Raw genomic sequence first — 25,221 nt, forward strand, 5'->3', positions numbered from 1 at the left:
CATTGATATTAAGCCATTTGTTTTTAATATTATCTTTCGCCCTCCTCCTAGGCTCCTTCTACAACGTAGTCGGCCTACGAATTCCAAAGGGTGAGTCAATAGTCACACCAAGATCACATTGTACGAATTGCAAGACCACATTGACGGGGCTAGATTTAGTTCCCGTCCTTTCATATGTATTTCTTAAAGGGAGATGTCGGCACTGTCAAAAGTCCGTGTCTCCTATTTATCCATTATTCGAGCTTTTGACGGCTGTGCTTTTTGTCCTAGCTCCCTTATTGATGGGATGGACCTATGAACTGATTGTTGCATGGACCTTTATTTCGATGCTTATCATCATTGTCATATCAGACTTACATTATATGATTATCCCAAATAAGATTCTGCTATTTTTCTTAGGTCTTTTTATTATTGAACGCTTCTTTATTCCGTTCCAAACGATACCTGATCACCTGATTGGAATGGCTGTAGGATTCCTAATTCCATTATTAGTTGCCGTCATTTCTAAAGGCGGTATGGGTGGAGGAGACGTGAAGCTGTTTGCTGTCTTAGGTTTTGTTTTAGGGTGGGAATTAGTAATACTTACATTCTTTCTATCTTCACTAATCGGCATGATTGCTGCCCTTATAGGAATGCTGTTGGGAAAAGTAAAAAGAGGTGTCCCGTTTCCATTTGGACCTTCTATCGCACTGGCAGCACTAATCACTTATTTTAAAGGGGAACAGATACTGCATTGGTATTTTAGCTTACTCTTCTAGTAAATCATCTTACATAAGGAGCTTTCTGGATGGAATTTTCGTTTCTGCAACCAAAGCAAAACAACTTCATAAATATTATTATCCGTGACCATGTCATTCGAATGGTAGAGTTGAAAAGTTTAGATCCTCTCACTGTTAAACGCACAAATGAGCGGTTTTTGCCGCCTAATATTGTCCGTGATGGAAAGATTGTCGATGAAAATATATTTCGTCTAATTTTAGAGGAATGTGTGGAAGACTGGGGACTGAAACGCAAGCATGTCCGTTTTGTCGTTCCAGATCAATACGTTGTCACTCGAAAATTGACCATCCCGTCTAACATTATGGATGATGAGATTATTGGTCACTTGTATTTGGAGTTAGGTTCCACCATTCACTTACCTTTTGAGGATCCGGTATTTGATGTTCATGTTCTTCATCGCTCGGAAAAAACGGAGCTTGTGCTCTTTGCATCTCCTGAAGAAGTGGTAACACAGATGTCTAACTTACTTGAAGAAAGTAAACTTAAGCCGGCTGCAGCAGATGTTTCTGCGCTTTGTCTGTATCGCCTTTATTATGAATTTGGTCAGCGTAATGAACAGGATCATTTATTAGTCGTTCATTTTGACGTGAGCTGTATTACTCTGAGCATCTTCGTGAATCATGTTCCTGTGTTTATGAGGACCGTGGCCTTTCCACAAGATATGAAGGTTTGGGAAGTATCGGTTAGCAATACGCAGTTAGAGTGGGCTGGGGATATTGTTCAATTCAATGTGTTTTTAGAGGATTTTATCGTCGAAGTGGAGCGTATCATGAGTTTCTTCCGTTACTCCTTGAATCAAGGAAATGAAGAAATTAATCGAATACTCCTTCATGGCGATCATCCTAACCTTCCTTTAATATTATCAAAGCTGAGAGAAAAGATTTCAGTAAAAGTAGATACGTTTGAGCAGGATGTTTATACACAAGACCAAGAGACGGTTGACCCGAAATACTACTATTCTTTAGGGTTGGCATTAAAAGAGGTGCAATGATGCTAGTTGATATCGACTTATTACCAAAGAGAAAATCACGAAATATCACCACAGCTCTTGTGTATGGCATTTGTGCCTTTTTTCTATTGTTTGTGGCAATCATTCTTTTTACTTTTTCTAATATGATAAATAATGATGTTGAAACGGCTGAACAGGATCTCGAAATGACGCAGCAATTACGGATTGCAAAAGAAGAAGCAATGAACCGTCCGCAAAATTCTTCTTCCGCGCAGCGATTGGAAGATACGGTAGCATGGGCAGAGGAGTATCCGCTGGAAATGGTTCCCGTCATGCAAGATCTAATTAGGTTGTTGCCAGAACGCGGTTTCATTCAAAGTTTTTCTTATGATGAAACAGGGCTTCTAAATCTTTCTGTTCAGTTTGACGAATCAAGAGATGCAGCTTACTTTCTCTATCATTTAAATGAATCTCCTCAATATCATTCTATCGATCTTTCATCTATTTCTACTGTTGAAGTCGGGGACGAAGAGACAGTGAATGTATTGCCTAGGTATGTAGGTCAATACACACTTGGTTTTGACAAGGCTGCATTTCAGGCAATGGATGAATTAGAAGGGGAAGAAGCAGAGGACGGTACGGAGACAGAGACTGATACCGAAACCGATGAGGATGGAGGCGAAGAACTATGATGATTGAACTAGAGCGAAAACATTATGTTCTTCTAAGCACCTGTGTGCTCCTCATTGTATTAGGAATTGCAGGCTTCTATTATTTATCCTATGCACCAAAGGAAGTTCGGGCTGAACAGCTTCAACAAGAAAAAGCAATTGAAGAGCAGCTTATTCAAGTGTTAGAGCAACAAGAAGAAACCGCGCAGGCTAATGGAAATACAACAGTAGAATTACAGCGTAAGATTCCGGTTACCCCTTTTTTAGAACAGCTCATCTTGGAATTGGAGAAAGCAGAAGTGCTGTCTGAAAGTACGATTCTCAATATGTCTTTTGGGGAAGGGGAATTTGTCCCCGCTACAACTACTCTAGAAGAATATGAGACGATGCATGATGAAGAAGAAGGTACAGTGCAAGAAGAAGCTTACCTTCCAGAAGGCTTAAAAAAAGTGTCGGTCAACCTGTCTGTTGAATCGGAAACTTATGAAGACCTCTCTGCTTTTTTAACTTCTTTGGAGAGTTTAACTAGAATTACCCAGGTTGAATCGGTCAGCTTTACTGGTCAGCCGGAAGTGACTTCAACCGAACAGGAACTGCAACCATTAACGTATTCCGTTACGCTTTCAGCTTTCTACCATCCAGAGTTGGAGGATTTAATCGAGGAACTTCCGCCTTTATCCGTTCCTGAACCTGGGAACCGGGTAAATCCATTTATCGACAATGACTAAATTATTTCCGTGGAAATGGTCGAAATAAAAAGACCTTCAAAGAAAGTGTCGGAAAAGAATTAGAACAAGACGACAAAAGTCTTGTTCTTTTTTTTATGGCCTATGATAGGATGAAACAAATCTGACTAAGACAAAAATTGTCAAATGTACCCGGAGGTGGGAAAAGTGGACAATCACCAGCTGAAAATAAAAATTAACGGAAAAGAAAGCTCATACGGCCACGGCAAAAAGAAGAAAAAGAATAGAAAGGAAAGTGTCCAACCTCATCAAAAAGAGATCCCGGTAAAGGAAGATCTCAAAGAAGAGGAACTGCCAATTATTATTGTGGATGAATCCGCAGCAGCAGCTGAGAAAAAAGAAGAAGAATTTGAATGGGTCCTTCCAGAAGAAACACCAGAAAAAACAAAATCCAGTAAAGATACTTCAACTAAGCCCTCTTATATTGAAGATCTCCGCCAGATGAACAAGGAAAAAGGAAAAAGTTCCAAAGTGCGGCCAGCCCCGTTTGGAAAAAAGAAAAAATTAGTCCCTCCATCCTTCTCTAAACAGTTGTTAGTTTCCATTGGTATGGCAATTGGTATTGGAACATGTCTCGGATTTCTCATTCTTGGTGTCATGAACATGTCAGAATCACCAGTAAATCCTTCAGTACCAGCAGCAACCCCGGCAACAACAGAAACAACTGACACACAAGAGACCCCTGCTGCAGTCAATGGAGATGGAACTGCTACGATACCTGCCCAAAGTATATCCGTTCTTCAAGCAGGTGCTTTTACCACAAAGGACGGCGCCAATGCGGAAATGGACAGATTGAAAGCTGCCGGTTTTCCTGCAGTCGCAGTTGGCTCTGAACCAACTTTTGTCTTAATGGCAGTAGGGCATAGTGTGGATGGAATGAAACAAATTGCAACGGGTGTCCAAGCTAAAGGATTTGAACCTTTTGCAAAAGAACTGACTCTATCAGAAAAAACAATAGACTCCCTTACAGAGCAGGACACGCTATTATTGCAAGAAGGACAAGTGCTTTACAGTCAATTAACAGTGGCGACAGCTCAACTTCTTCAAGGGAGCTCTCTAGACAGCGCTACCGTGGAAAGCCTAAATGCTTCCTTTGAAAAAGTGGCAGCCATTAAAGAGGCAGACCTAACGGACGCAACAAAAGGATGGAAAACATCACTTGCTGGTGCTTTCGAAGATATCAAGGCATACCAAGAATCCAATAGCGCAGAAACTTTATGGAATGCCCAACAAAAACTATTAGACGCGACAGCGTTTTTATATTAAAAGATAAGTGGATTGGAGCGAAAGTCACTTGACTCCTGCGGGAGGCTCCCGGACCGCCCGCGGAAAGCAAGTGACTGCAGCGGAAAGTAACGTTAAACTTAAATGGAAAGTCTCAAAATCAGATTTTGGGGCTTTTTTTCTGCTCAAAAAACAATCTTTTCAAAACGCTATAAGATATTTGTTCTTACAAGATTTTTTATGATAGGATTAACCTGTATCTCTCGAAAATTTTTGACTACTAGCGGAAGGTGATAAAACATGAAACCTCTTATTTTAGCCTCAGGATCCCCCAGAAGAAAGGAACTTCTCCAACAAGTACATCTCCCATTTACAATAAAGGTAAGCAACATTGAAGAAACCTTTGACCCAGAATTAACACCAGAAGAAATCGCCACTTCTCTTGCCCATCAAAAAGCTCAGAGTGTTTTCCAAGAAAATCAAGACGCTATTGTTATCGGTTCTGATACGATTGTTGTCCTTGGCGATAAAGTGCTAGGGAAACCTGAAAATGAAGATGAGGCAAGAGCCACATTGCGAACGTTAAGTGGAAACACACACCATGTCATCAGTGGGGTGGCTATTCTCAGTCAGGAAAAAGAAGTAACTTTTTATGAAAAGACATCCGTTACATTTTGGGAACTGACAGATGAAGACATTAATTTCTACATTCAATCAGGAGAACCGATGGATAAGGCAGGTTCTTATGGTATTCAAGAAGTAGGAGCTCTTTTTGTAAAAGAAATAAAAGGGGATTACTTTTCTATTGTGGGGCTTCCGCTTTCAAGAACGGTTCGTGAATTGAAAAGTTTTCAATAAATTGGCCGTTGCATGACCCTCCATCTATTCAAAGGGGAGGAAAAAAGAATTGGAGTCCACTAAAACCACTGCACTGATGATTAAAGATTACCCAGAAGATCAACGGCCAAGAGAAAGAATGATTCAGGATGGGCCCAAAAGCCTGTCCAACCATGAACTTCTAGCAATCCTGCTTCGTACAGGTTCGAAAGAAGAATCGGTCTTGCAGCTTGCAAACAAGTTATTGGTTAACTTTGAAGGGCTACGATTGTTAAAGGATGCTTCTATTGAAGAGATTACGGATACAAAGGGTATTGGGAAGGTAAAGGCTGTTCAATTAATGGCAGCGGTGGAGCTTGGGAGAAGAATTCACCGGTTGCAATATGAGGACAGGTATGTCATACGATCGCCTGAAGATGCAGCGAATTTTGTCATGGAAGACATGCGCTTTTTATCACAAGAGCATTTTGTCTGCCTCTACTTAAATACGAAAAATCAGGTTCTTCATCAACAGACTGTCTTCATTGGGAGCTTGAATGCAAGCATTGTCCATCCGCGCGAGGTGTTCAAGGAAGCTTTCAGGCGGTCTGCCGCGTCCTTCATTTGTATCCATAATCATCCATCAGGTGACCCGGCACCAAGTCGTGAGGACATAGATGTGACGAAACGACTGAGTGAATGTGGAAAGCTTATCGGTATAGAGCTTTTGGACCATTTAATCATCGGTGATCAGAAATTCATCAGTTTGAAAGAAAAAGGCTACGTGTAAGTACTATGCTTTTTTGACATCCTACGCTATAATATTACTCATGAGTTTGGAAGGACAACCTTCTTAATCCATCAAATTTCTACAATAAACTTTATCCACATGTTGATGAAAATATATGGGCATGCTTCGTCCGTTTAATCACTTTTCATTTACCACTATTACGCATTAGTATCAGAAAGGGAGATACACTTATATGTTTGGAACGAGAGATCTTGGTATTGACTTGGGAACAGCCAATACATTAGTTTTTATTAAAGGAAAAGGGATTGTTGTGCGTGAGCCGTCGGTTGTGGCGCTGCAAACCGACACAAGATCCATTGTAGCGGTCGGGAACGACGCAAAGAACATGATCGGTCGTACGCCGGGGAATGTTGTCGCATTACGTCCGATGAAAGACGGAGTTATTGCGGACTACGAAACAACGGCAACGATGATGAAATATTATATTAAACAAGCGTTAAAAAACAAAAGCTCCTTCTCCCGCAAGCCTTATGTGATGGTATGTGTACCATCCGGAATCACAGCGGTTGAAGAAAGAGCGGTAATCGATGCGACTCGTCAAGCAGGTGCGCGTGACGCATACCCAATCGAAGAGCCTTTTGCAGCAGCAATTGGTGCCAATCTTCCAGTTTGGGAACCAACAGGAAGCATGGTCGTTGATATCGGTGGCGGTACGACAGAAGTTGCGATCATTTCCTTAGGTGGAATTGTTACCAGCCAGTCTATCCGTGTTGCCGGGGATGAAATGGATGATGCAATCATCGCTTATATCCGTAAAAACTACAACTTGATGATCGGGGAGCGCACTGCGGAAGCATTAAAGCTTGAAGTTGGTTCTGCAGGAGACCCAGAGGGCATTGAACCAATGGATATCCGTGGACGTGACCTGTTAACAGGCTTGCCAAAAACGGTAGAAATTACTGCTAAAGAAGTGGGAGAAGCGTTAAAGGATACAGTAACTGCCATTGTAGACTCTGTAAAAGCAACATTAGAACGCACTCCACCAGAATTAGCATCTGATATTATGGACCGTGGAATTGTCCTTACAGGTGGCGGAGCATTACTTCGCAACCTAGATAAAGTAATCAGTGAAGAAACAAAAATGCCGGTCATTATTGCTGAAAATCCATTGGATTGTGTTGCTATCGGAACAGGCAAAGCATTAGATTATATTGATGAGTTTAAAAAGAAATCAAGAGATTATCGCTAAGTAGGTGTTAAGTCATGCCACAATTTTTCCTCAATAAAAGGTTGATTATTTTGTTGGTGAGCTTAACTTTTCTAGTGGCATTGATTGGTTTCTCTTTAAAAGAACGGGACGATTTGACATGGCCTGAACAGTTCGTCAAGGACTCGACAGGTTTTGTCCAATCTATCTTTTATAGACCCGCACATGTTGTCGCGGGTTTCTTTGATAATGTAGGATATCTAAAGGATACGTATGAAGAGAATAAACTGCTGCGTGCTAGACTAGAAGAATATGCTCTCTTAGAAACAAAAGTCCAAAAGCTAGAACAAGAAAATGAAGAATTCCGTGAAGTGATCGGGGAGCTAGATTCACTGAGCGATTATGAACCAAAACCAGCCACTGTCATCGGAAGAAATCCAGACCAATGGGTCGAACAGATTACAGTGAATAAGGGTAAGCAAAATGGCGTGGAAAAAGACATGGCCGTCATCACATCGGGCGGACTGATCGGAAAAATCAAACAGGCCAATGCTTTCACTTCCACTGTGCAATTGTTAAGTTCATTGGATCCTAAGAATCGAATCTCTGCCTACATACAAGGAGAAGAAGATATCTTCGGATTGATTGAAGGATATGATGAAGAAAAAGGTGCCCTGTTATTAAAACGGATTCCTCATCAAGCAGAAGTAAAAGAAGGGGAAACTGTCCTATCTTCAGGTCTTGGTGGTGTATTCCCTGAAGGATTGATGATTGGGGAAGTAACGGAAGTAGTAGCAGATGAGTATGGATTAACGCAAATGGCCTATGTGAAGCCTGCAGCTGATTTCTATGACATCAACCAAGTGATGATTGTTAAACGAACACTAATATCAGGTGATGAACCAGTCGAATCGGAAGAAGAAGCATCTGAAGATGAAGAGGGGGGCTCTGAGTGAGAAAATACGTCTTACCAGCCCTGCTTCTTTTCTTGTTTATCCTAGAAAGTATGAGTGTCGATTTCTTTGGACTGCATAGTTTCAATGAAGATTGGATTATTGTGCCACGGTACATGCTCATTGTCATCGCACTGTGTGCCATCTATACAAGTCCGTATGTTGGCTTAATCTGCGCGATGCTTTTCGGCTTTTTGTATGATGTGGTCTACACTGAAATACTAGGTGTCTATTTGTTTGCTTTCGGAATATCAGTATATATCGTGTCTAGTATTTTACGTTTTGTAAATACAAACTACTTGATCTCATTTCTAATGGTGCTGGTATCCATCTCCATTACAGAGCATCTCGTATTTGGTATTCACTCACTTATCGGAACCACCGAGCTGACACATTCCGAATTCCTATCCATACGTATGGTACCAACACTCGTCTTTAATGCCATCATCGCATTACTCCTGCTCTTCCCAATCAAACTGTTCATGGAACGCCTTGCAATCGAGCAGAAAGATGAGTTAACGTAATTAGATTTTAATGTTAAATGAGATTACCAGCTGTTGATTGGAACGAAAGGCTGAGACTCCTGCGGGGGAGTAGCGACAATGTTGAGACCCCGCAGGCGAAGCCGAGGAGGCTCAAGGTTGCCCCGCGGAAAGCGAAGCCTGGCGTGGAAATCAACAGATGCGTTTTAGAGGATCTTTAAAGTTTAATTAAGCCCAATCCCTGTTAAAGAGACGGGCTTTTCCATTACATACTAATTCTAGCAATCTTTTTTTATTTTATGAGTATAGGAAAAAGGAAATAGAAGGACGATGTCGAATTATATACTTGTTGAGGTGAACGTCGTGAATAGACAAAAACAACAGTATGTAACCATTAAGGGCACAAAAGAGGGGCTAACCCTGCATCTCGATGATACATGCTCATTTCAAGAGCTTTTAGCTGAAATAGAAGCAAAATTAACGTCGAATAGCAATCCAGACGAAACCCCGCTCCTTGGAGTACGATTAAAGGTCGGGAATCGTTTTCTAACCAATAAGCAGCAAGAAAAACTGCGAGATGTAATACGAAGCAAGAAAAACTTTATCGTGGAAGACATCGAAAGCAATGTCGTCACAAAAGAACAGGCCATTCAGTGGAAAAAGGAATCAGAAATCGTTCCCGTTGCTCGGATGATCCGTTCAGGACAAGTGCTGGAGGTAGAGGGCGACCTTCTCCTTATCGGCGATGTCAACCCTGGTGGAACAGTGAAGGCAGGCGGCAATGTCTTTGTCCTTGGCGCATTACGCGGCAGCGCATATGCAGGGCTTCAAGGCAAAAAAGATGCCGTCATTGCAGCGAGCTTGATGAAACCAACCTTGCTTTCTATCGATAACACGATAAACCGCGCTCCAGATTTAAGTGAGCAACTAGAAGGAAGCAGTGAAATGGAGTGCGCCTATATAAATGATTCAGATCAAATTGTCATAGACCGCTTACAATTGCTTTCACAACTAAGACCGATGTTAACACGGCTTGAAAGGAGAATGTAACAAGTGGGAGAGGCTATCGTAATTACTTCTGGTAAAGGTGGGGTCGGCAAGACAACAACTTCTGCAAATATCGGAACGGCTCTTGCCTTACAAGGAAAAAGAGTATGTTTAGTAGATACAGATATTGGGCTAAGAAACCTTGATGTTGTCATGGGGCTTGAAAACCGTATTATCTATGACCTGGTGGACGTAATCGAAGGACGTTGTAAAACGCACCAGGCTTTAATCAATGATAAACGCTTTGAATGCTTAAAGCTTCTGCCGGCCGCTCAAACAAGTGACAAGTCGGCAGTAAAGCCTGAACAGATGAAGAAACTAGTTGCAGAGTTAAAACAAGACTATGATTATATTATTATAGATTGTCCTGCAGGAATCGAACAAGGCTTCCAAAACGCCATCGCAGGCGCAGACAGAGCCATTGTCGTGACCACACCTGAAGTTTCCTCTGTAAGAGACGCAGACCGAATTATCGGCCTGCTTGAAAAAGAAGAGAACATGGAACCACCAAGACTTGTCGTTAACCGTATCCGTAACCACATGGTGAAGAACGGTGAGATGCTGGATGTGGATGAAATTGTATCCATCTTGGCAATTGATATCATCGGGATCGTAGCAGATGACGACAGTGTCATCCGCGCGTCCAACAGCGGTGAACCAATCGTCATGGATACTACAAGTAGAGCGTCCATTGCATATCGCAACATTGCAAGGCGAATTCTTGGGGAATCCGTGCCGCTTCAATCCCTTGAAGATGAGAACAAGGGAGTTATGTTTAAAATTAAAAAATTCTTTGGTGTACGCTAAGGAAATGTTGAGACCGTCTCTTTTAAAGGGGCGGTTTTGTTTTGGGAAGGAGCCTTAAGGAATGAAAAAAATAAAAAAGGCATTTAAATATATAGCGATAGGTATGTTAATATTGATTGTTTTCATGTTCTTCAATAACACCTCTCTCTTTTTAGATAAAGAGGATAATGAACCAAAGCTCTTAGCTCATAGGGGTGTTCACCAAACATTTTCAATGGACGGAATTAAGTGGGACTCATGTACAGCCGAGAGAATTTATGAGCCAGAACATTCTTATATTGAAAACACGATCTCATCGATGGAAGAAGCTTTCCGACTTGGAGCAGATGTGGTGGAATTGGACGTGCATCCTACAACAGATGGTGAGTTCGCAGTTTTTCATGACTGGACATTGGAGTGCAGAACAGATGGAGAAGGAGTGACCCGGGAACATACGATGGAAGAACTGCGTCAATTGGATGTAGGGTACGGCTACACAGCTGATAACGGGAAGACGTATCCCTTACGAGGGAGCGGGGTAGGACTAATTCCAACGCTTAGGGAAGTACTGGAAGAATTCCCTGATAAGGAACTGCTAATTCATATAAAGAGCGACCACCCAGAAGAAGGTGTTCTACTGGCAGATTATTTAAAAAGTAATCCTCAAACTAATATGAAAAGCTTAGCCGTTTATGGCGGGGATCAGCCTATCTCTAGTTTCAAAGAAAAAATGCCTGATGTGAGAGTAATGTCCAAAGGTACAATCAAAAGCTGTCTAATTCCATATATTGCAATCGGCTGGACAGGTTATGTACCTGAAGCCTGTGAAAAAACCCAACTACATATTCCTGAAAAGATAGGTCCGTTTTTATGGGGATGGTCAGGAAAATTCCAGCAGAGAATGGAAGAAGTGGATACAAGAGTGATTATTGTTGCTGGTGATGGTGGATATTCAGAAGGATTTGATTCAGTGGAAGATATGGAGAGAGTTGAGGATAACTTTTCGGGGTATATATGGACGAACCGGATAGATTTAATAGGAAGATGAATAAAGAGTCAGCTAACTGCCAATAAAAACTTACACCCCCGTCATATCCTCCCGGGACAAGTCATAAAATGGTACAAACCTATTTGCGGGAAGGGTGTTTGTATGAATGATCGGATAGCGGAAATAAGAAGAAGGGCCGCAAAGAGAAGACGGCAACGGCAGAATCAGTTGCCGAAACGAAATAACATAGGGTCCACGCAACAGTTGGTGCGTGATGAGGAAAGGTATGGGGGTTCTAGTTACACCTCTTATGAAGGGGGACCTGATGGAGGTGGGGGGCATCCGTTGTTCAACAAGGAGCTTTTCCTGTTTAAGATTTTGGCTTCGGCGATTCTGGTGCTGGTGGTGGCAATCATGTTTCAAAATCCTACGGGTACTTTTGAAAAGCCGCGGCAGTTTGTTTCAGAAACAATGGAGCAGAGCTTTCAGTTTGCAGCGTTCACTTCTTGGTATGAGGACAAATTCGGAAAGTCGTTGGCATTATTGCCATTGCCGAAAAATACAGAGCAACCAAATGTCAATGCAGATGATTATGTCATCCCGGCTTCTGGACGAGTTTTCGAAAGCTTTGAGGCGAATGGGCAAGGTGTGCTGGTGGAAACAATGGCTCATTCGAATGTAGAGGCGATGAATGGTGGGTTTGTGTCGTTTGTAGGGAACAGGGAGGATACAGGCAAGACGGTGATTATTCAGCACCCTGATGATAGTTATACATGGTATGGGCAGCTTGGGGAAGTGGAAGTGAAGCTGTTTGATTTTATTGAAACAGGGGATGTACTTGGAAAAACGACGGTGCTTGAGGATGGTTCAAAGGGGATGTTTTACTTTGCCATCCAAAAAGACAATGAATTTATCGATCCAATGCAGGTGATCTCATTTGAATAATAAATGGCTGAGGCTATTACAGAAGATTCATGTACATCCATTGATGTGGTTTCTCGCCGGATTGGCCATCTTAACGGCAAATTTCCGGGAGTTGCTTATCTTATTCTTTATTGTATTTATTCATGAATTGGGCCATGGGGTTGCGGCAACCTACTATAATTGGCGTATCAAACAAGTGTTGCTGCTGCCATTTGGAGGGGTTGCCGAAATGGAGGAGCATGGAAATCGACCGTTGAAAGAGGAGCTGGTTGTGACACTTGCTGGTCCGTTGCAACATGTGTGGCTTTCAGCAGGTGCTTTTCTTCTTTTCAAGCTGGGCTATCTTTCGGCAGGCATGTGGGAAATGTTCTTTACTTTTAATATTATGATTTTTCTTGTGAACCTTTTGCCGATCTGGCCTCTGGACGGAGGGAAAATCATGGGGTTGCTGTTCAGTCGCACGTCTGCATTTGCACAGGCGCATGAGCGAACATTGCAAGCTTCTTTTGTTTTCCTAGCACTTTTTTGTGCAACCTATCTGGTCATTGACCCGTTGCACATTAATATATGGATTATCACCGTGTTCTTGTTTTTTTCCTTATATACAGAGTGGAAGCAGCGGCACTTTGTCTTTATGCGTTTTTTGATGGAGCGTTATTACGGGAAGAATAATACGTTTTCTACCATAACGCCGATTGTCGTGGATGAAAAAGAAAAGATTCATCAGGTGCTTCAAAAGTTTAAGCGAGACTGCAAGCACAATATCATTGTGATGAAGGGGAAGGACAAACAGCCTCCACTGGATGAAAATGAACTGCTTCATGCTTATTTCAAGGAGAAGTTGACGACAATTGATATAGGAGATATCCTGTATTCATACTAAAACTTCATTTCGAAAGCTGAGGCTAATTCATTGATAGAGTTAATTATGGATATGAAGGCGACGGAAAAAAGAGTCGCGATAAAAGAGGATGATAAAATTGTCGAGCTGTTGATTGATCGGCCGACAACGCATCCGATAGAGGGGAATATTTATATTGGTCGCGTTGTGAATGTCCTGCCAGGCATGCAAGCCGCTTTTGTTGATTTTGGGCAAAAGAAGCCAGGATATCTTCATCGCGACCATTTATGTTCTTATCAAACCTCCAATCTTTCTAAAGCGGAAAAGGAACACAAAGGGATTTCCCATTTTGTTCACCAGGGAGAAGCAATTCTCGTGCAAGTGGTGAAGGAGGGTGAGGGAACGAAGGGTGCCAAGTTGACGGGGCTAATTGAGTTTCCCGGAACGCATATTGTGTACCAGCCTTACGGTAAGTACAAAGCCATCTCCAAGAAAATGTCGGATGCTAAAAGGAAGGAATGGCGCAGTCTTTTGCAGGAGTGGCTGACTTCGGATGAAGGGGTTATTTTACGGACAGCAAGCGAGCATGTTGCCTCCGAAGTGGTAGAAGCGGAACTTCTGGAGTTGCAGCGACAGTTCCTTGAGGTGCAGGATAAACAAGATGCGGCAGTCAAGATCCCCTTCCCTTGTTCATGAAGAAGATCATTTTTTTATCGAAAATAATTCGGGAAATCCCGCCTGCCGAGGTGAGCCTTGTAGAGGTGGACGATGCTGGTACTTCGCAGTTTGTTGAAAAAGAAAGGCTATCCTGTTCGTTTTTATTCAAGGCAAGGAAGGTATCTTTAAAAGAAGAGGGATGGAGCAGGAGCTTGAGAAAGCGTTAAAGCGGATTGTGTGGCTTCCAAGCGGAGGATATATCATTATCGAACATACCGAAGCGATGACGGTCATTGATGTTAATACAGGGAAATACATAGGCAAGACCGGCCTGCAAGAGACCGTGTTGAAAACCAACTTAGAGGCTGCAGGCGAGATTGCCAGACAGTTGCGTCTAAGGGAGATTGGCGGCATTATTATTGTTGATTTCATTGATATGGCGAGTGACGGTGAGCGAGAGCAGGTGTTGCGCAAGGTGAAGGATGCGGCTCGGAAAGATCGCTCCCATGTCAGAGTGATTGGATTTACGGAATTGAATTTGTTGCAGTTAACGCGCAAGAAAGTCAGGGAACCGTTGACGAAGATGTTGTTGCAGCCGTGTTCGCCATGCGATGGGAAAGGTGTGGTATTTTCATTGGACACCGTCACCTATCAGTTAGAGCGGGAACTGTTGGAGTTTAAAGGAAGCGATATGGAAGCAGTTGTTGTGGAAGCAAGTTCGGAAGTGGTGGACAAACTGATGGGGTTGCCTGATATAATAGGAAGATGTGGTCTTCAGATTTATTTTATAAAAAAAGACGGAGTACCACGTTTTGACATACGTTTTGCCGGATCTGTCGAGGATGCGAAAGAAAGGGTAAAAACGCTGTGAAACCTTATTGACATAAGGGTTTGGAATATGCTAAGATGTTCTTTGTTAGTTTGTAGCACCCGTGCTACAACCGCGCAGTCCAGGTTCCGTGAAATATGAGCGTGAATTCGTTACATATACCTGATACTGGCGAGTCTGAGTCTATTGAGGAGGTGCAAGAGAATGTACGCAATTATTGAAACAGGTGGTAAACAAATCAAGGTTGAAGCAGGTCAAACGATCTACATCGAAAAACTTGATGGTGCTGCTGGAGATGTAGTAACTTTCGACAAGGTTCTTTTCGTTGGTGGCGACGATGTTAAAGTCGGTAGCCCACTAGTAGCGGGAGCAACTGTAACGGCTAAAGTTGAAAAACAAGGTCGTGCGAAGAAGCTTACTGTATTCAAGTACAAAGCGAAGAAAAACTACCGTAAAAAACAAGGTCATCGTCAACCTTACACAAAAGTTACTGTTGATGCAATCAACCTGTAATTTAAAGGTGATCGGATGATTAAAGTTACAATTAAACGAGACGATTACAAGCTGATCCAATCGTTTACCATAACTGGACATGCTAACTTTGCCAAAAAGGGTGCAGACATTGTGTGTGCTGGTGTTTCGGCCGTATCTTTCGGTGCGGTGAACGCGGTCATGTCATTATGTCAGGTCACTCCTGATATTGAGCAAGGGGCAGATGGATTTTTAAAATGTTCGGTCCCATCCGGCTTGGATGAGTCGACACATGAGAAAGTACAACTGTTGCTAGAAGGTATGGTTGTGTCTTTAGAGACGATTGAACGTGACTATGGAAATTATATAACCATTTCTAAGTAGGAGGTGGAATACATGTTAAGATTAGATCTTCAGTTCTTTGCTTCCAAAAAGGGAGTAGGTTCTACTAAAAACGGTCGTGACTCTCAGTCCAAGCGTCTTGGCGCTAAGCGTGCAGACGGTCAACAAGTTTCTGGTGGTTCTATTTTATACCGTCAACGCGGTACTAAAATTTACCCAGGAGCAAACGTTGGACGTGGTGGCGACGATACATTGTTCGCGAAGGTTGACGGAATCGTTCGTTTCGAGCGCCTAGGCCGTGACCGCAAACAAGTTAGCGTATATCCTGTTGCTCAAGAAGCATAATTCCAAAGGAACTCTAGCCTATGTTTAGGTTAGAGTTTTTTTAATGCAAGTGATTATAACCAATTCCCCTTCGACATAAAGGTCTAAAATCCTTTAGGGGTCTGACCCCCTTTTCTTCTTTATTTATGCTATAATCGACATAGTTAAGAAGGTATTGGAATTAATGTTGGGACTAGGAGTACGGTATTATGAGAAATAGAGGGACGTTGGATGTGTTGCGTCATTCGAGGCATGATTGGCTTAATCGCATTCAGTTGATTAAGGCGAATTTGTCGCTTGGACGTTTGGAGCGAGTGAATAATTTGATAGAGGAGATTGTGCTTGAAGCCAATCACGAATCCAACTTGACGAATTTACAAGCCCCTGCATTTGCGGAATATCTGATTACGTTCCATTGGGAGCCGAGACTATTTTCGATGGAATACGAAGTAATCGGAGAGCCTGTAAATCTGTCAAAAGCGGATAAGCTATTGTGCAAATGGATTTCTTCTTTGTTTACCGACTTGGAAAATGCGGTAAACAAAAAAGCAGATAACCATTTGTTTTTAAGTTTGCATATAGAAGAAGCGGAAATTCGTTTCTTTTTTGATATAAATGGAATACTAGAAGATACAAACTTTTTAACGGAGTGGCTGCAAGCACAGCCGGATGGTTTCTCAGTGGTTGGACAAGAAATACATCCTGAGCAGAGTTCCATTCAAGTGTCTTACAAGCTTTAAAAAATGAACGCAAAAGGTTATTTTTTACCTTTTGACATATCGGAGTGAGTAATCAATGTTTGTCGATCAGGTCAAGATTTATGTAAAAGGTGGAGACGGCGGGAACGGAATGGTTGCCTTTCGTCGTGAAAAATATGTACCGGATGGTGGACCAGCCGGGGGTGATGGCGGAAAAGGAGCGGACGTCATTCTTCAAGTAGAAGAAGGCTTGCGCACACTGATGGATTTCCGTTACAAACGTCACTTTAAAGCGACCCGTGGAGAACACGGAATGTCCAAAAACCAGCACGGAAGAAACTCGGAAGCCATGATTGTAAAGGTTCCACCGGGAACTGTCGTAATGGATGACGATACAAAAGAAACATTGGCTGACTTAACAGAGCACGGTCAGCAGTATGTTGTAGCAAAGGGTGGCCGCGGAGGCCGTGGTAACTCACGTTTTGCAACACCTAGAAACCCGGCTCCAGAAGTTGCTGAGAACGGGGAACCTGGTCAAGAGCGCTATGTGGTTCTTGAGTTAAAAGTGCTAGCAGACGTCGGTCTTGTTGGCTTCCCAAGTGTAGGGAAATCAACCCTTCTTTCCGTTGTTTCTGCAGCAAAACCGAAAATTGCTGAATACCATTTCACGACTATCGTACCTAACCTTGGTGTAGTGGAAACCGAAGATGGCCGCAGCTTTGTTATGGCCGATCTACCGGGATTGATTCAAGGTGCACATGAAGGTGTGGGACTAGGACATCAATTCCTGCGCCACATTGAGCGTACAAGAGTTATCATCCATGTGGTCGATATGGGCGGATTGGAAGGTCGCGATCCGTATGAGGATTACCTAACAATTAATGCAGAGTTGAAAGAATATAATATGCGTCTGACAGAGCGTGCTCAACTTGTTGTAGCAAACAAAATGGACATGCCTGATGCAGAGGAAAACCTTGAAATATTCAAGGAGCAGCTTGGCGAAGATGTGAAAGTCTTCCCTATCTCCGCTCTAACTCGCAGCGGTCTTCGTGACCTTTTATATGCGGTGGCAGACGAGCTTGAAACAGCTCCGGAATATCCATTATATGAAGAGGAAGCGATTGAGCAACGTGTTGTTTACAAGCATGAGGCGGAAGAACTCCCATTCATGATTACACGTGATCCGGATGGTGCCTTTGTACTTTCAGGTGAAAAACTTGAAAAACTGTTTATCATGACAAACTTCAACCATGAAGAGTCCATCAAACGTTTTGCGCGTCAGCTGCGTGGTCTCGGAGTAGATGAAGAATTGCGTGCTCGCGGTGCAAAAGACGGCGACATCGTGCGTCTACTGAAATACGAATTCGAATTTGTTGAATAGATTTGCCGGAGGGGATAATTCATTTTATCCTCTCTTCTTTACATATACGAAAAAAAGGAGAGAGATCCGATGTTAGAGGAGAAGTTCTTTTTAGTGCGGGAGGATGTCCTGCCAGAAGCGATGAAAAAGTCGATTGAAGTAAAAGAAATGCTTGCACGCGGGAAAGTGGATTCTATTGCTGAAGCGGTACAAAAGGTAGACCTCAGCCGCAGTGCTTTTTACAAATATCGTGATACCGTTTTTCCGTTTCACACCATGGTAAAAGAAAAAATCATGACTTTATTTTTTCACCTGGAAGATCAGACAGGTGCGTTATCGCAATTGCTTGCAACCGTAGCAACGGTCGGTTGTAACGTATTGACCATTCACCAGACTATCCCGCTACAAGGGAAGGCGAATGTGACCCTTTCGCTTGATATGTCTGGATTAAAAGGTGATATCAACGCTTTACTTTCGATGCTGAAGCGATTAGAATTTGTAGATAAAGTAGAGATCTTAGGGACAGGTGCTTAAGTTTTAGAACAAGTGCAACCCTAAGGAAGCATAGTGGAGATAGGGGAGTAGAGAGCATGACAAGAATTGGATTTTTAGGACCGAAGGCAACATTTACTGACATGGCAGTAACAAAGTTTTTTCCAGAGTCTTTTAAAAAAGCATTTTCCACCATTCCTGAATGCATGGATGCGGTATTAGAGGGCAAGGTCGACATGGCGGTCGTCCCGCTTGAGAACGCAATTGAAGGGTCAGTTAATGTTACGCTTGATTACCTTATTCACGATTGTCCCTTGCCGATTGTAGGGGAGCTGACCATTCCAATTAGCCAACATTTATTAGTGCATCCCGATCATATAAAAAATGGCGGAGAGCTGGAAGTGATCTATTCACATTCCCACGCAATCGCCCAGTGCCATAAATTCTTACATAAAAAATATCCTAACGCAGTGTATGAAACCACTTCCTCCACTGCCGCTGCAGCAAAACTAATCTCTGATCACAGACTTTCTAAAAAGGCAGCTTGTATTGCCAATTCGCTTGCAGCAAAAGAGTATAACCTAAGTGTGTTGCAGGAAAATATCCACGACTATGATAACAATCACACCAAGTTTATTATCCTGCATCGTGATGAGAAAGTGATGCTACATAATGAAGAACACGACAATATTGGGGAAAAGACAACATTGATGGTGTCGCTTCCCACAGACCAATCAGGTGCACTTCACCAAGTTTTATCTGTATTTGCATGGAGAAAGCTGAACCTGTCGAAAATCGAATCCCGCCCAATGAAAACGGGTTTGGGTAACTATTTTTTCATAATTGATATTAATGAGGAAGTGGAGCATCCATTGATTCCGCCAGCCATTGAGGAGCTGGAGGCGTTGGGGTGTTCGGTGAAAGTGTTGGGGAGATATAATAGTTATTTGTTGAGGTAATGTTGTTTTGTTTGGAAAACCCTTCTAGAGGTGCTGAAGTAAGAGGCACCTTTGGGAGGTTTTTTGCTTTTTTGTTGGCGGGCATTCTATACGCCCGAAGCAGGGAAGAAGTAGGTTGAAAAGTGTAATAGAATGGTTCTATACGCCCGAAGCGGGGAAGAAGTAGGTTGAAAAGTCTAATAGAAACTTGTCTCTCCGCTACGAAACCGCCACGAGCTTGACGAAACGGTAACAGAGAGGCCGTCTCAAAGCCCGAAACTCCTCCGAACTCCGCCAAACGGTAACAGAGAGGTCGTCTCAAAGCCCGAAACTCCTCTGAACTCCGCCAAACGGTAACAGAGAGGTCGTCTCAAAGCCCGAAACTCCTCTGAACTCCGCCAAACGGTAACAGAAAGGCCGTCTCAAAGCCCGAAACTTCCTCGTGCTCCACCAAACGGTAACAGAGAAGCTGTCTCAGAGCCGGAAACCACCCGGCCCCCGGCCAAACGGTAACAGAGAGACCCGCTCCACACATCCTACTCCACGACCATCCCAGCTTCCTTCAACGCCGCACACGCTGCATCAAGCTTCTCCTCAGAATCGGCCTCGATCGTATGCAAATGCGTTCCGTCCGTCAATTGCGACAAATATGAAGCATTCGTTTGCTTTATTTTGCGGATAAAAGCGTCCACTTCCGCGCGGCTTGACACCATGACTGACGCGTTCAAATCTCCGTAAACAGGATGCTCAATTCGCACGTCCTTGACTGTTACTCCATGGTCAACGAGAATATATAATTCTTCTTTCGTCCGGTGGGGTTCATGAAAAGACACGATGATTCGCTCTTTTTTAACCTGTTCGCCGAAAGGTTTCATATAGACGTACCCTTGGCTAGTCGCAAGTATCGGTTCGTTTTTTGCCTTTAAGAGGGAGATGTCCTGGACGATGACTTGTCTGCTTACATTGGTTCGTCCTGCCAGCTCTCCGCCGGTTAATGGTTTATCTTCGGTTTGCAGCCAGTGCAAAAGGAGATTGCGTCGTTCTTCTCCAAGTACTTTCTTTTCTTGCGTCATAAGTTAGCCGCTCCTTTTTATCCGTTCTTCTATAATTTCTTTAAGAGCCTCGACAGCTAGTTCAAGGTCTTTGATGGTGGTTTGTTTTCCAAATGAAAGGCGCACGAATTCACGTGCTTCATCGGGTGTCTTTCCGGTGGCAATCATGGTTCTTGAAGGGGATTGGGATCCCATCTGACACGCGCTTCCTGTAGAGATGGCAATGCCTTTTCGATTGCATTCTAGCATTACATGCTGTCCTTCGAGACCAGATAATCTCAGGCCGATAATATGTGGCAGTCCTTGAACGTGTTCCCCTTCCACAACAATAGGCAACCAAGATTGCTGAATCAATCTTAAAAAATGAATTCGCATCGTTTCATATTTTTCTACTAGATCCTGCATGGAAGACTCCATTTGTTGGGCGGCGGTTAGAAAAGAAGCGATTCCTGGGACGTCTATCGTACCGGGACGCATCCCTTTTTCGTGACTCGCGCCTTCATATACGGATTTCCACGAAGCTTTTGGATTGATATATAACGCCCCGACACCCTTTGGTCCATAAATTTTATGGGAAGATATCGAGATGCTGGTTAGGTGGAGCTTCTCCACGTCTATTGGTATTTTACCAAATGTCTGGACACAATCGCTATGAAAGTGGATATTTTTCTCCTTTAGGAGTGCACCGATCGCTTCGAGCGGCTGCAAGATTCCCGTCTCAGAATTGGCATGGTGGACAGAAACTAAGCAAGTGTCCTCCCGTAAAGCTGCTTTTAATTGCGAAAGTGCAATGATTCCATTGGAGTCCACAGGCAGCCAGGTAACCTCATAGCCCTCTATTTCTAATGACTTACAAAGCGAATGAATGGACGCATGCTCTGTTGAGGTGGTGATAATGTGTTTTCCTTTACCTCCACAACCTATCAATAAGGTGCGTATGGCCAGAAAGTTTGCCTCACTTCCGCCGCTTGTAAAATAAACGCCTTCCTTTTTCCCTGAAATCATCCTTGCAAGCTCGCCTCTGCAGGTTTCGAGCAGGTCAGATGCGGTGGTGCCTGTGTCGTGTAAACTGCTGCTGTTTCCGTAATAATTGCGTGCCACATGCTGGTAGGCATCCAAGGCTTCATTGCTCATTGGGGTAGTAGCTGCGTAATCGAGATAGATCATGTTTGAAAACTCCTTCCCCTAAAAAGACTGCTAAAACTAGCAAACTTTCGGTCTTGTAAAAAATCTCTTGTCATTAGTATAGAAATATGTAAATATAGGTGTCAAGACACTTATATACACAGGAGGTTTTTTTTGTGTCTAGTTTACAGCGAGATGTCATTGTAGTCGGTAGTGGGCTATCCGCTTTGTTGACTGCAAATTATTTAAGTGAGCATATGAATGTGATTATTTTCACAAAGTCTAGTAAAAATGATAATAATTCTTTTCTTGCACAAGGAGGAGTTGCTTGTGCCATCGAACATACAGATTCTTGGCAATTGCATTACGAAGATACTATGGCCGCCGGGTGTTATCACAATGAAGAAGATGCGGTAGAACTGCTTACTAAATGTGGACCAGGCGAGCTGCAAGCATTCATCCAAAATGGAATGCAATTCGATCGGGACGGTTTGGGTGAATATTCACTTGGTATGGAAGGTGCCCATTCCAAAAGGCGCATTCTTCATGCCGGAGGAGATCAGACAGGCAAGGAATTAATGGAATGGCTTCAATCGAGGCTGTCTGAAAAAGTTCTCATGGTGGAACATGAAACCGTTATCAAGTTGCATGTTCAAAATGACCAATGCTGCGGGGTGCAAACTTTCAATTCCAATGGGGAACGGACCGATTATTTTGCAGATAAAGTGATTCTGGCAACCGGTGGAGCGGGCTCTCTTTATCCTTATACATCCAATAATGAAAGTATCACTGGCATGGCTTTGTCGCTTGCGTATCAGGCCGGAGCCACTCTAACAGATTTAGAATTTATGCAATTTCACCCAACGATGCTTTGTATAGACGGAAAAGCGGTCGGGCTTGTTTCGGAAGCAGTCCGTGGGGAAGGGGCATTTCTTCAAAATGGAAAAGCTCACAGGTTTATGGAAAATGTTCATCCATTTAAAGACCTCGCACCGAGAGATGTTGTGTCACGGGCAATATTTCAAGAACTTGACCAAGGGGAAAAGGTTTACCTGAATATCTCCAAGGTGAAGCAATTCCAAACAAGATTTCCTGCTATCACTAAGTTATGTACAAAAAACGGAATCGACTTAAAGACCAATCTCATTCCGGTTGTGCCGGGAGCTCACTTTTATATGGGCGGTATTTATACAAATGTTCATGGAGAAACATCGCTAAAAGGCTTGTACGCTGTTGGAGAGGCTGCCTGCAACGGGGTGCATGGGGCTAATCGTTTAGCAAGCAACTCATTGCTTGAGACGATTGTTTTCTCTAAGACACTTGCAGATCATCTTTTAAAAGAAAGCCATTATGTTCTCTGGCACAAAACTTCTATTGAAAAAATGGATAAGGATTTACTTCAGTACAGAGCTGTGCCACTTCCATCAAAAGAAGAAATTCAACTCATGATGATGAAGCATGCAGGAATTGTCCGACATAAGGAAGGGTTAGTTGAGTTAAAAGAATGGCTCAAACTCTTCCAACCATATTGCAAGGCGATGCCCCAACTTACAGATATATTAGGAATTGATGAAATAGAGACCATCCACATGCTTCAATTATGCTACCTGATTACAGAAGCTGCCCTGCAACGTAAGGAAAGTCGCGGAGCTCACTTTCGTTCTGATTTTCCAGTAGCAAAAGAATCTTGGCGACAGGTCCGGATTTTGCATGTTCAAAAGGATGGTAGTGCAATGAGAAGGGAGAAAGGTATCGATGAATACAATCATGCTGCAAGAGATGCTGCGTCATTTTTATAAAGAGGATATCGGTGAAAAAGATTTAACGTCTGAAGCACTGTTTGCTGAAAATGAAACAGGGTCCGGAACTTTTATAGCAAAAGAAAACGGTATTTTTGTCGGGGAACAGATTATCCATGAAGCCATGCGTTTACTCGATCCGGAAATTCAAGTGACTGTTTTCAAAAAAGATGGAGACAGACTGGAAAAAGGGGAAGAGATTGCAAAAGCTGAAGGGACAATGAGGGCGTTACTTGGTGCAGAGAGAGTGACACTGAATTTGACACAGCGCATGAGCGGAATTGCGACGCTGACTGCTGCTGCCGTTTCAGCACTTGATAGCAATCATACAAAAATCTGTGATACAAGAAAAACAACTCCGGGATTAAGGATGTTGGAAAAATACGCTGTTACCTGTGGAGGTGGCTATAATCACCGATTTGGATTGTATGATGGCGTGATGATTAAGGATAACCATATCGAGTTTGCGGGGAACATCACAAACGCCGTTCAACGTGTGCGGGAAAATGTCGGTCATATGGTCAAAATTGAGGTGGAAACGGAATCGTTGGCTCAAGTGCAGGAAGCTGTCGAGGCGGGTGCGGACGTCATTATGTTTGATAACCGGACACCAGATGAAATAAAAGAATTCATTCAGCATGTACCAAAACATATTATTACAGAGGCTTCGGGAGGCATCACCCTTACCAATCTCGCCACCTACCGGGACACTGGTGTTGATTATATTTCGTTAGGATTGCTTACCCATTCAGCAAAATCATTAGATATCAGTTTTAACGTTGGGGCGAAAGGAGTTTAACAGGATGAACATACTAGATATAGTGAAAAAAGATAACGGGCTGTTGCCTTCTAAATATCGTGATATGACGACAGATGAGATGAGAGCAAGGGTGAGAGAAATAAAAGAGAAGCTTGGAGCGGATCTGTTTATTCCCGGCCATCATTATCAAAAAGATGAAGTCATTGAATTTGCGGATGCGACAGGGGATTCTTTGCAGCTTGCTCAAGCGGCAGCAGAGACGACAGCAAGCTATATCGTATTTTGCGGCGTGCATTTTATGGCCGAGACGGCAGATATTTTGACTAAGGAAAGTCAAGTGGTCGTATTGCCTGATATGAGGGCAGGCTGTTCAATGGCGGATATGGCAGATATCCACCAAACCGAGCGTGCATGGGAAAAGCTTGAAAAGGTTTTTGGGGACAGTATGCTGCCATTAACTTATGTGAATTCTACCGCAGCCATTAAAGCATTTTGCGGAAAAAGGGGAGGGGCCACTGTTACTTCTTCCAACGCACATAAAATGGTTGAATGGGCCTTCACGCAAAAAGAAAGAATCTTATTTTTACCAGATCAGCACTTAGGCAGAAACACTGCTTATGATTTAGGAGTTCCACTTGACGGAATGGCAGTTTGGAATCCGATAACAGATGAACTGGAATATGATGGTGATCCTTCCAATGTGAAAGTGATTCTTTGGAAAGGACATTGTTCTGTTCATGAAAAATTCACACTTGGCAATATCGAACAACTTAGAGTCGATAAACCCGAGATGAAAATTCTTGTGCATCCGGAGTGTACGTGGGAAGTGGTGCAAAAAAGTGATTTGGCTGGAAGCACAAAATATATCATCGAAACAATCGAAAAAGCAGAAGCCGGCAGTCAATGGGCAATCGGGACAGAGATGAACCTGGTAAACAGAATCATCCAACAACACCCTGACAAGGAAATCGTTTCACTCAATCCGAATATGTGTCCATGCCTTACCATGAACCGTATCGATCTTCCACATCTGTTATGGGCGCTTGAATCCATCGAAAACGGAGAAATTATCAATAGGATCCAAGTTGAACAAGACGTAGCACAACAAGCAATATCCGCACTGAACAAAATGCTTGAACATGCTTAATAACAACAAATATTAAATGTTTAATAATAAAACTCTTAGCTGTTGATTGGAGCAAAAGGCGT

29 protein-coding genes and 1 other annotated feature are annotated in these 25,221 nt (G+C 42.9%); of the genes, 27 read left to right on the forward strand and 2 right to left on the reverse strand.

What is annotated here, in order from left to right; all coding sequences use genetic code 11:
• The first annotated feature begins 17 nt into the window (after positions 1-17).
• The 24 genes from M313_RS0112810 (at position 18) to pheA (ending at position 19,297) form a co-directional block, all read left to right on the forward strand.
• Entirely contained in the window at positions 18-758 is a 741-nt protein-coding gene (locus tag M313_RS0112810; RefSeq protein WP_087942053.1) for a prepilin peptidase, read from the forward strand.
• A 29-nt stretch (positions 759-787) separates the two neighbouring features.
• The gene (pilM, locus tag M313_RS0112815; protein ID WP_010195890.1) at positions 788-1,771 is read left to right on the forward strand and encodes a type IV pilus biogenesis protein PilM; all 984 of its coding nucleotides are present in this window, start codon (positions 788-790) and stop codon (positions 1,769-1,771) included.
• Positions 1,768-2,421: a PilN domain-containing protein gene (locus M313_RS0112820; protein ID WP_157182466.1), complete on the forward strand. Its 654-nt coding sequence runs from the start codon at positions 1,768-1,770 to the stop codon at positions 2,419-2,421. The genes pilM and M313_RS0112820 overlap by 4 nt, the downstream gene beginning before the upstream one ends.
• Complete coding sequence (locus M313_RS0112825) at positions 2,418-3,128, forward strand: hypothetical protein (RefSeq protein WP_010195894.1); 711 nt, start codon at positions 2,418-2,420, stop codon at positions 3,126-3,128. Before M313_RS0112820 ends, M313_RS0112825 begins: the two co-directional genes overlap by 4 nt.
• A gap of 165 nt (positions 3,129-3,293) precedes the next feature.
• Complete coding sequence (locus M313_RS26405; RefSeq protein ID WP_010195896.1) at positions 3,294-4,412, forward strand: hypothetical protein; 1,119 nt, start codon at positions 3,294-3,296, stop codon at positions 4,410-4,412.
• A 258-nt stretch (positions 4,413-4,670) separates the two neighbouring features.
• Positions 4,671-5,228, forward strand: coding sequence for a Maf family protein (locus M313_RS0112840; protein ID WP_010195900.1), 558 nt, complete (start codon positions 4,671-4,673; stop codon positions 5,226-5,228).
• 76 nt (positions 5,229-5,304) lie between these two features.
• Positions 5,305-5,976 carry a RadC family protein gene (gene radC, locus M313_RS0112845; protein WP_034774828.1) on the forward strand — a complete coding sequence of 224 codons (672 nt, stop codon included), beginning with the start codon at positions 5,305-5,307 and terminating at the stop codon, positions 5,974-5,976.
• A 193-nt stretch (positions 5,977-6,169) separates the two neighbouring features.
• Positions 6,170-7,186: a rod shape-determining protein gene (locus tag M313_RS0112850; protein WP_010195904.1), complete on the forward strand. Its 1,017-nt coding sequence runs from the start codon at positions 6,170-6,172 to the stop codon at positions 7,184-7,186.
• Between the two features lie 14 nt (positions 7,187-7,200).
• A complete protein-coding gene (gene mreC / locus M313_RS0112855) occupies positions 7,201-8,100 on the forward strand; it encodes a rod shape-determining protein MreC (RefSeq protein ID WP_010195905.1) in 900 nt (299 codons plus the stop codon).
• Entirely contained in the window at positions 8,097-8,621 is a 525-nt protein-coding gene (gene mreD, locus M313_RS0112860) for a rod shape-determining protein MreD (RefSeq protein WP_010195906.1), read from the forward strand. Before mreC ends, mreD begins: the two co-directional genes overlap by 4 nt.
• 288 nt (positions 8,622-8,909) lie before the next feature.
• Positions 8,910-9,629, forward strand: coding sequence for a septum site-determining protein MinC (minC, locus tag M313_RS0112865; protein WP_010195907.1), 720 nt, complete (start codon positions 8,910-8,912; stop codon positions 9,627-9,629).
• Positions 9,630-9,632: 3 nt separating this feature from the next.
• Positions 9,633-10,433 carry a septum site-determining protein MinD gene (gene minD, locus M313_RS0112870; RefSeq protein ID WP_010195909.1) on the forward strand — a complete coding sequence of 267 codons (801 nt, stop codon included), beginning with the start codon at positions 9,633-9,635 and terminating at the stop codon, positions 10,431-10,433.
• A 61-nt stretch (positions 10,434-10,494) separates the two neighbouring features.
• Positions 10,495-11,460: a glycerophosphodiester phosphodiesterase family protein gene (locus M313_RS0112875; RefSeq protein ID WP_010195912.1), complete on the forward strand. Its 966-nt coding sequence runs from the start codon at positions 10,495-10,497 to the stop codon at positions 11,458-11,460.
• A gap of 102 nt (positions 11,461-11,562) precedes the next feature.
• Positions 11,563-12,345 (forward strand): M23 family metallopeptidase, encoded by a 783-nt coding sequence (locus M313_RS0112880; RefSeq protein WP_010195915.1) that lies wholly within the window; start codon positions 11,563-11,565, stop codon positions 12,343-12,345.
• Complete coding sequence (locus M313_RS0112885) at positions 12,338-13,207, forward strand: M50 family metallopeptidase (protein WP_010195918.1); 870 nt, start codon at positions 12,338-12,340, stop codon at positions 13,205-13,207. The genes M313_RS0112880 and M313_RS0112885 overlap by 8 nt, the downstream gene beginning before the upstream one ends.
• A gap of 30 nt (positions 13,208-13,237) precedes the next feature.
• Entirely contained in the window at positions 13,238-13,861 is a 624-nt protein-coding gene (locus tag M313_RS23540; RefSeq protein ID WP_010195921.1) for a ribonuclease E/G, read from the forward strand.
• A gap of 124 nt (positions 13,862-13,985) precedes the next feature.
• Positions 13,986-14,693, forward strand: coding sequence for a ribonuclease E/G (locus tag M313_RS23545; protein ID WP_268741881.1), 708 nt, complete (start codon positions 13,986-13,988; stop codon positions 14,691-14,693).
• Between the two features lie 58 nt (positions 14,694-14,751).
• Positions 14,752-14,840: a sequence feature (ribosomal protein L21 leader region), on the forward strand.
• 15 nt (positions 14,841-14,855) lie between these two features.
• Complete coding sequence (rplU, locus tag M313_RS0112895; protein WP_010195925.1) at positions 14,856-15,164, forward strand: 50S ribosomal protein L21; 309 nt, start codon at positions 14,856-14,858, stop codon at positions 15,162-15,164.
• A gap of 15 nt (positions 15,165-15,179) precedes the next feature.
• Entirely contained in the window at positions 15,180-15,506 is a 327-nt protein-coding gene (locus M313_RS0112900; RefSeq protein ID WP_010195926.1) for a ribosomal-processing cysteine protease Prp, read from the forward strand.
• 12 nt (positions 15,507-15,518) lie between these two features.
• The gene (rpmA, locus tag M313_RS0112905) at positions 15,519-15,809 is read left to right on the forward strand and encodes a 50S ribosomal protein L27 (RefSeq protein ID WP_010195927.1); all 291 of its coding nucleotides are present in this window, start codon (positions 15,519-15,521) and stop codon (positions 15,807-15,809) included.
• Positions 15,810-15,997: 188 nt separating this feature from the next.
• The gene (locus tag M313_RS0112910; RefSeq protein WP_010195928.1) at positions 15,998-16,528 is read left to right on the forward strand and encodes a Spo0B C-terminal domain-containing protein; all 531 of its coding nucleotides are present in this window, start codon (positions 15,998-16,000) and stop codon (positions 16,526-16,528) included.
• Between the two features lie 55 nt (positions 16,529-16,583).
• A complete protein-coding gene (gene obgE / locus M313_RS0112915) occupies positions 16,584-17,867 on the forward strand; it encodes a GTPase ObgE (RefSeq protein ID WP_010195930.1) in 1,284 nt (427 codons plus the stop codon).
• 69 nt (positions 17,868-17,936) lie between these two features.
• Entirely contained in the window at positions 17,937-18,380 is a 444-nt protein-coding gene (gene thrR, locus M313_RS0112920; RefSeq protein ID WP_010195933.1) for a transcriptional regulator ThrR, read from the forward strand.
• A gap of 56 nt (positions 18,381-18,436) precedes the next feature.
• Positions 18,437-19,297 carry a prephenate dehydratase gene (gene pheA / locus M313_RS0112925; protein WP_010195935.1) on the forward strand — a complete coding sequence of 287 codons (861 nt, stop codon included), beginning with the start codon at positions 18,437-18,439 and terminating at the stop codon, positions 19,295-19,297.
• Positions 19,298-19,812: 515 nt separating this feature from the next.
• Here pheA and M313_RS0112930 read toward each other — a convergent pair.
• Both M313_RS0112930 and M313_RS0112935 read right to left on the reverse strand, forming a co-directional pair.
• Positions 19,813-20,349 (reverse strand): transcription repressor NadR, encoded by a 537-nt coding sequence (locus M313_RS0112930; RefSeq protein ID WP_010195937.1) that lies wholly within the window; start codon positions 20,347-20,349, stop codon positions 19,813-19,815.
• Positions 20,350-20,352: 3 nt separating this feature from the next.
• On the reverse strand, positions 20,353-21,495 hold the full coding sequence (locus tag M313_RS0112935; RefSeq protein WP_010195940.1) for an IscS subfamily cysteine desulfurase: 1,143 nt from the start codon (positions 21,493-21,495) through the stop codon (positions 20,353-20,355).
• 134 nt (positions 21,496-21,629) lie between these two features.
• Here M313_RS0112935 and nadB point away from each other — a divergent pair, with 134 nt between their 5' ends.
• The 3 genes from nadB to nadA are packed head-to-tail and all read left to right on the forward strand — an operon-like array spanning position 21,630 to position 25,159.
• A complete protein-coding gene (gene nadB, locus M313_RS23550) occupies positions 21,630-23,252 on the forward strand; it encodes an L-aspartate oxidase (protein ID WP_010195945.1) in 1,623 nt (540 codons plus the stop codon).
• Entirely contained in the window at positions 23,209-24,051 is an 843-nt protein-coding gene (gene nadC, locus M313_RS0112945; protein WP_010195948.1) for a carboxylating nicotinate-nucleotide diphosphorylase, read from the forward strand. Before nadB ends, nadC begins: the two co-directional genes overlap by 44 nt.
• A gap of 4 nt (positions 24,052-24,055) precedes the next feature.
• Positions 24,056-25,159 carry a quinolinate synthase NadA gene (nadA, locus tag M313_RS0112950; protein WP_010195950.1) on the forward strand — a complete coding sequence of 368 codons (1,104 nt, stop codon included), beginning with the start codon at positions 24,056-24,058 and terminating at the stop codon, positions 25,157-25,159.
• The last annotated feature ends 62 nt before the right edge of the window (positions 25,160-25,221 follow it).

This window comes from Bacillus sp. m3-13 (assembly GCF_000175075.1).
Classification (GTDB): domain Bacteria; phylum Bacillota; class Bacilli; order Bacillales; family Bacillaceae_I; genus Sutcliffiella_A; species Sutcliffiella_A horikoshii_C.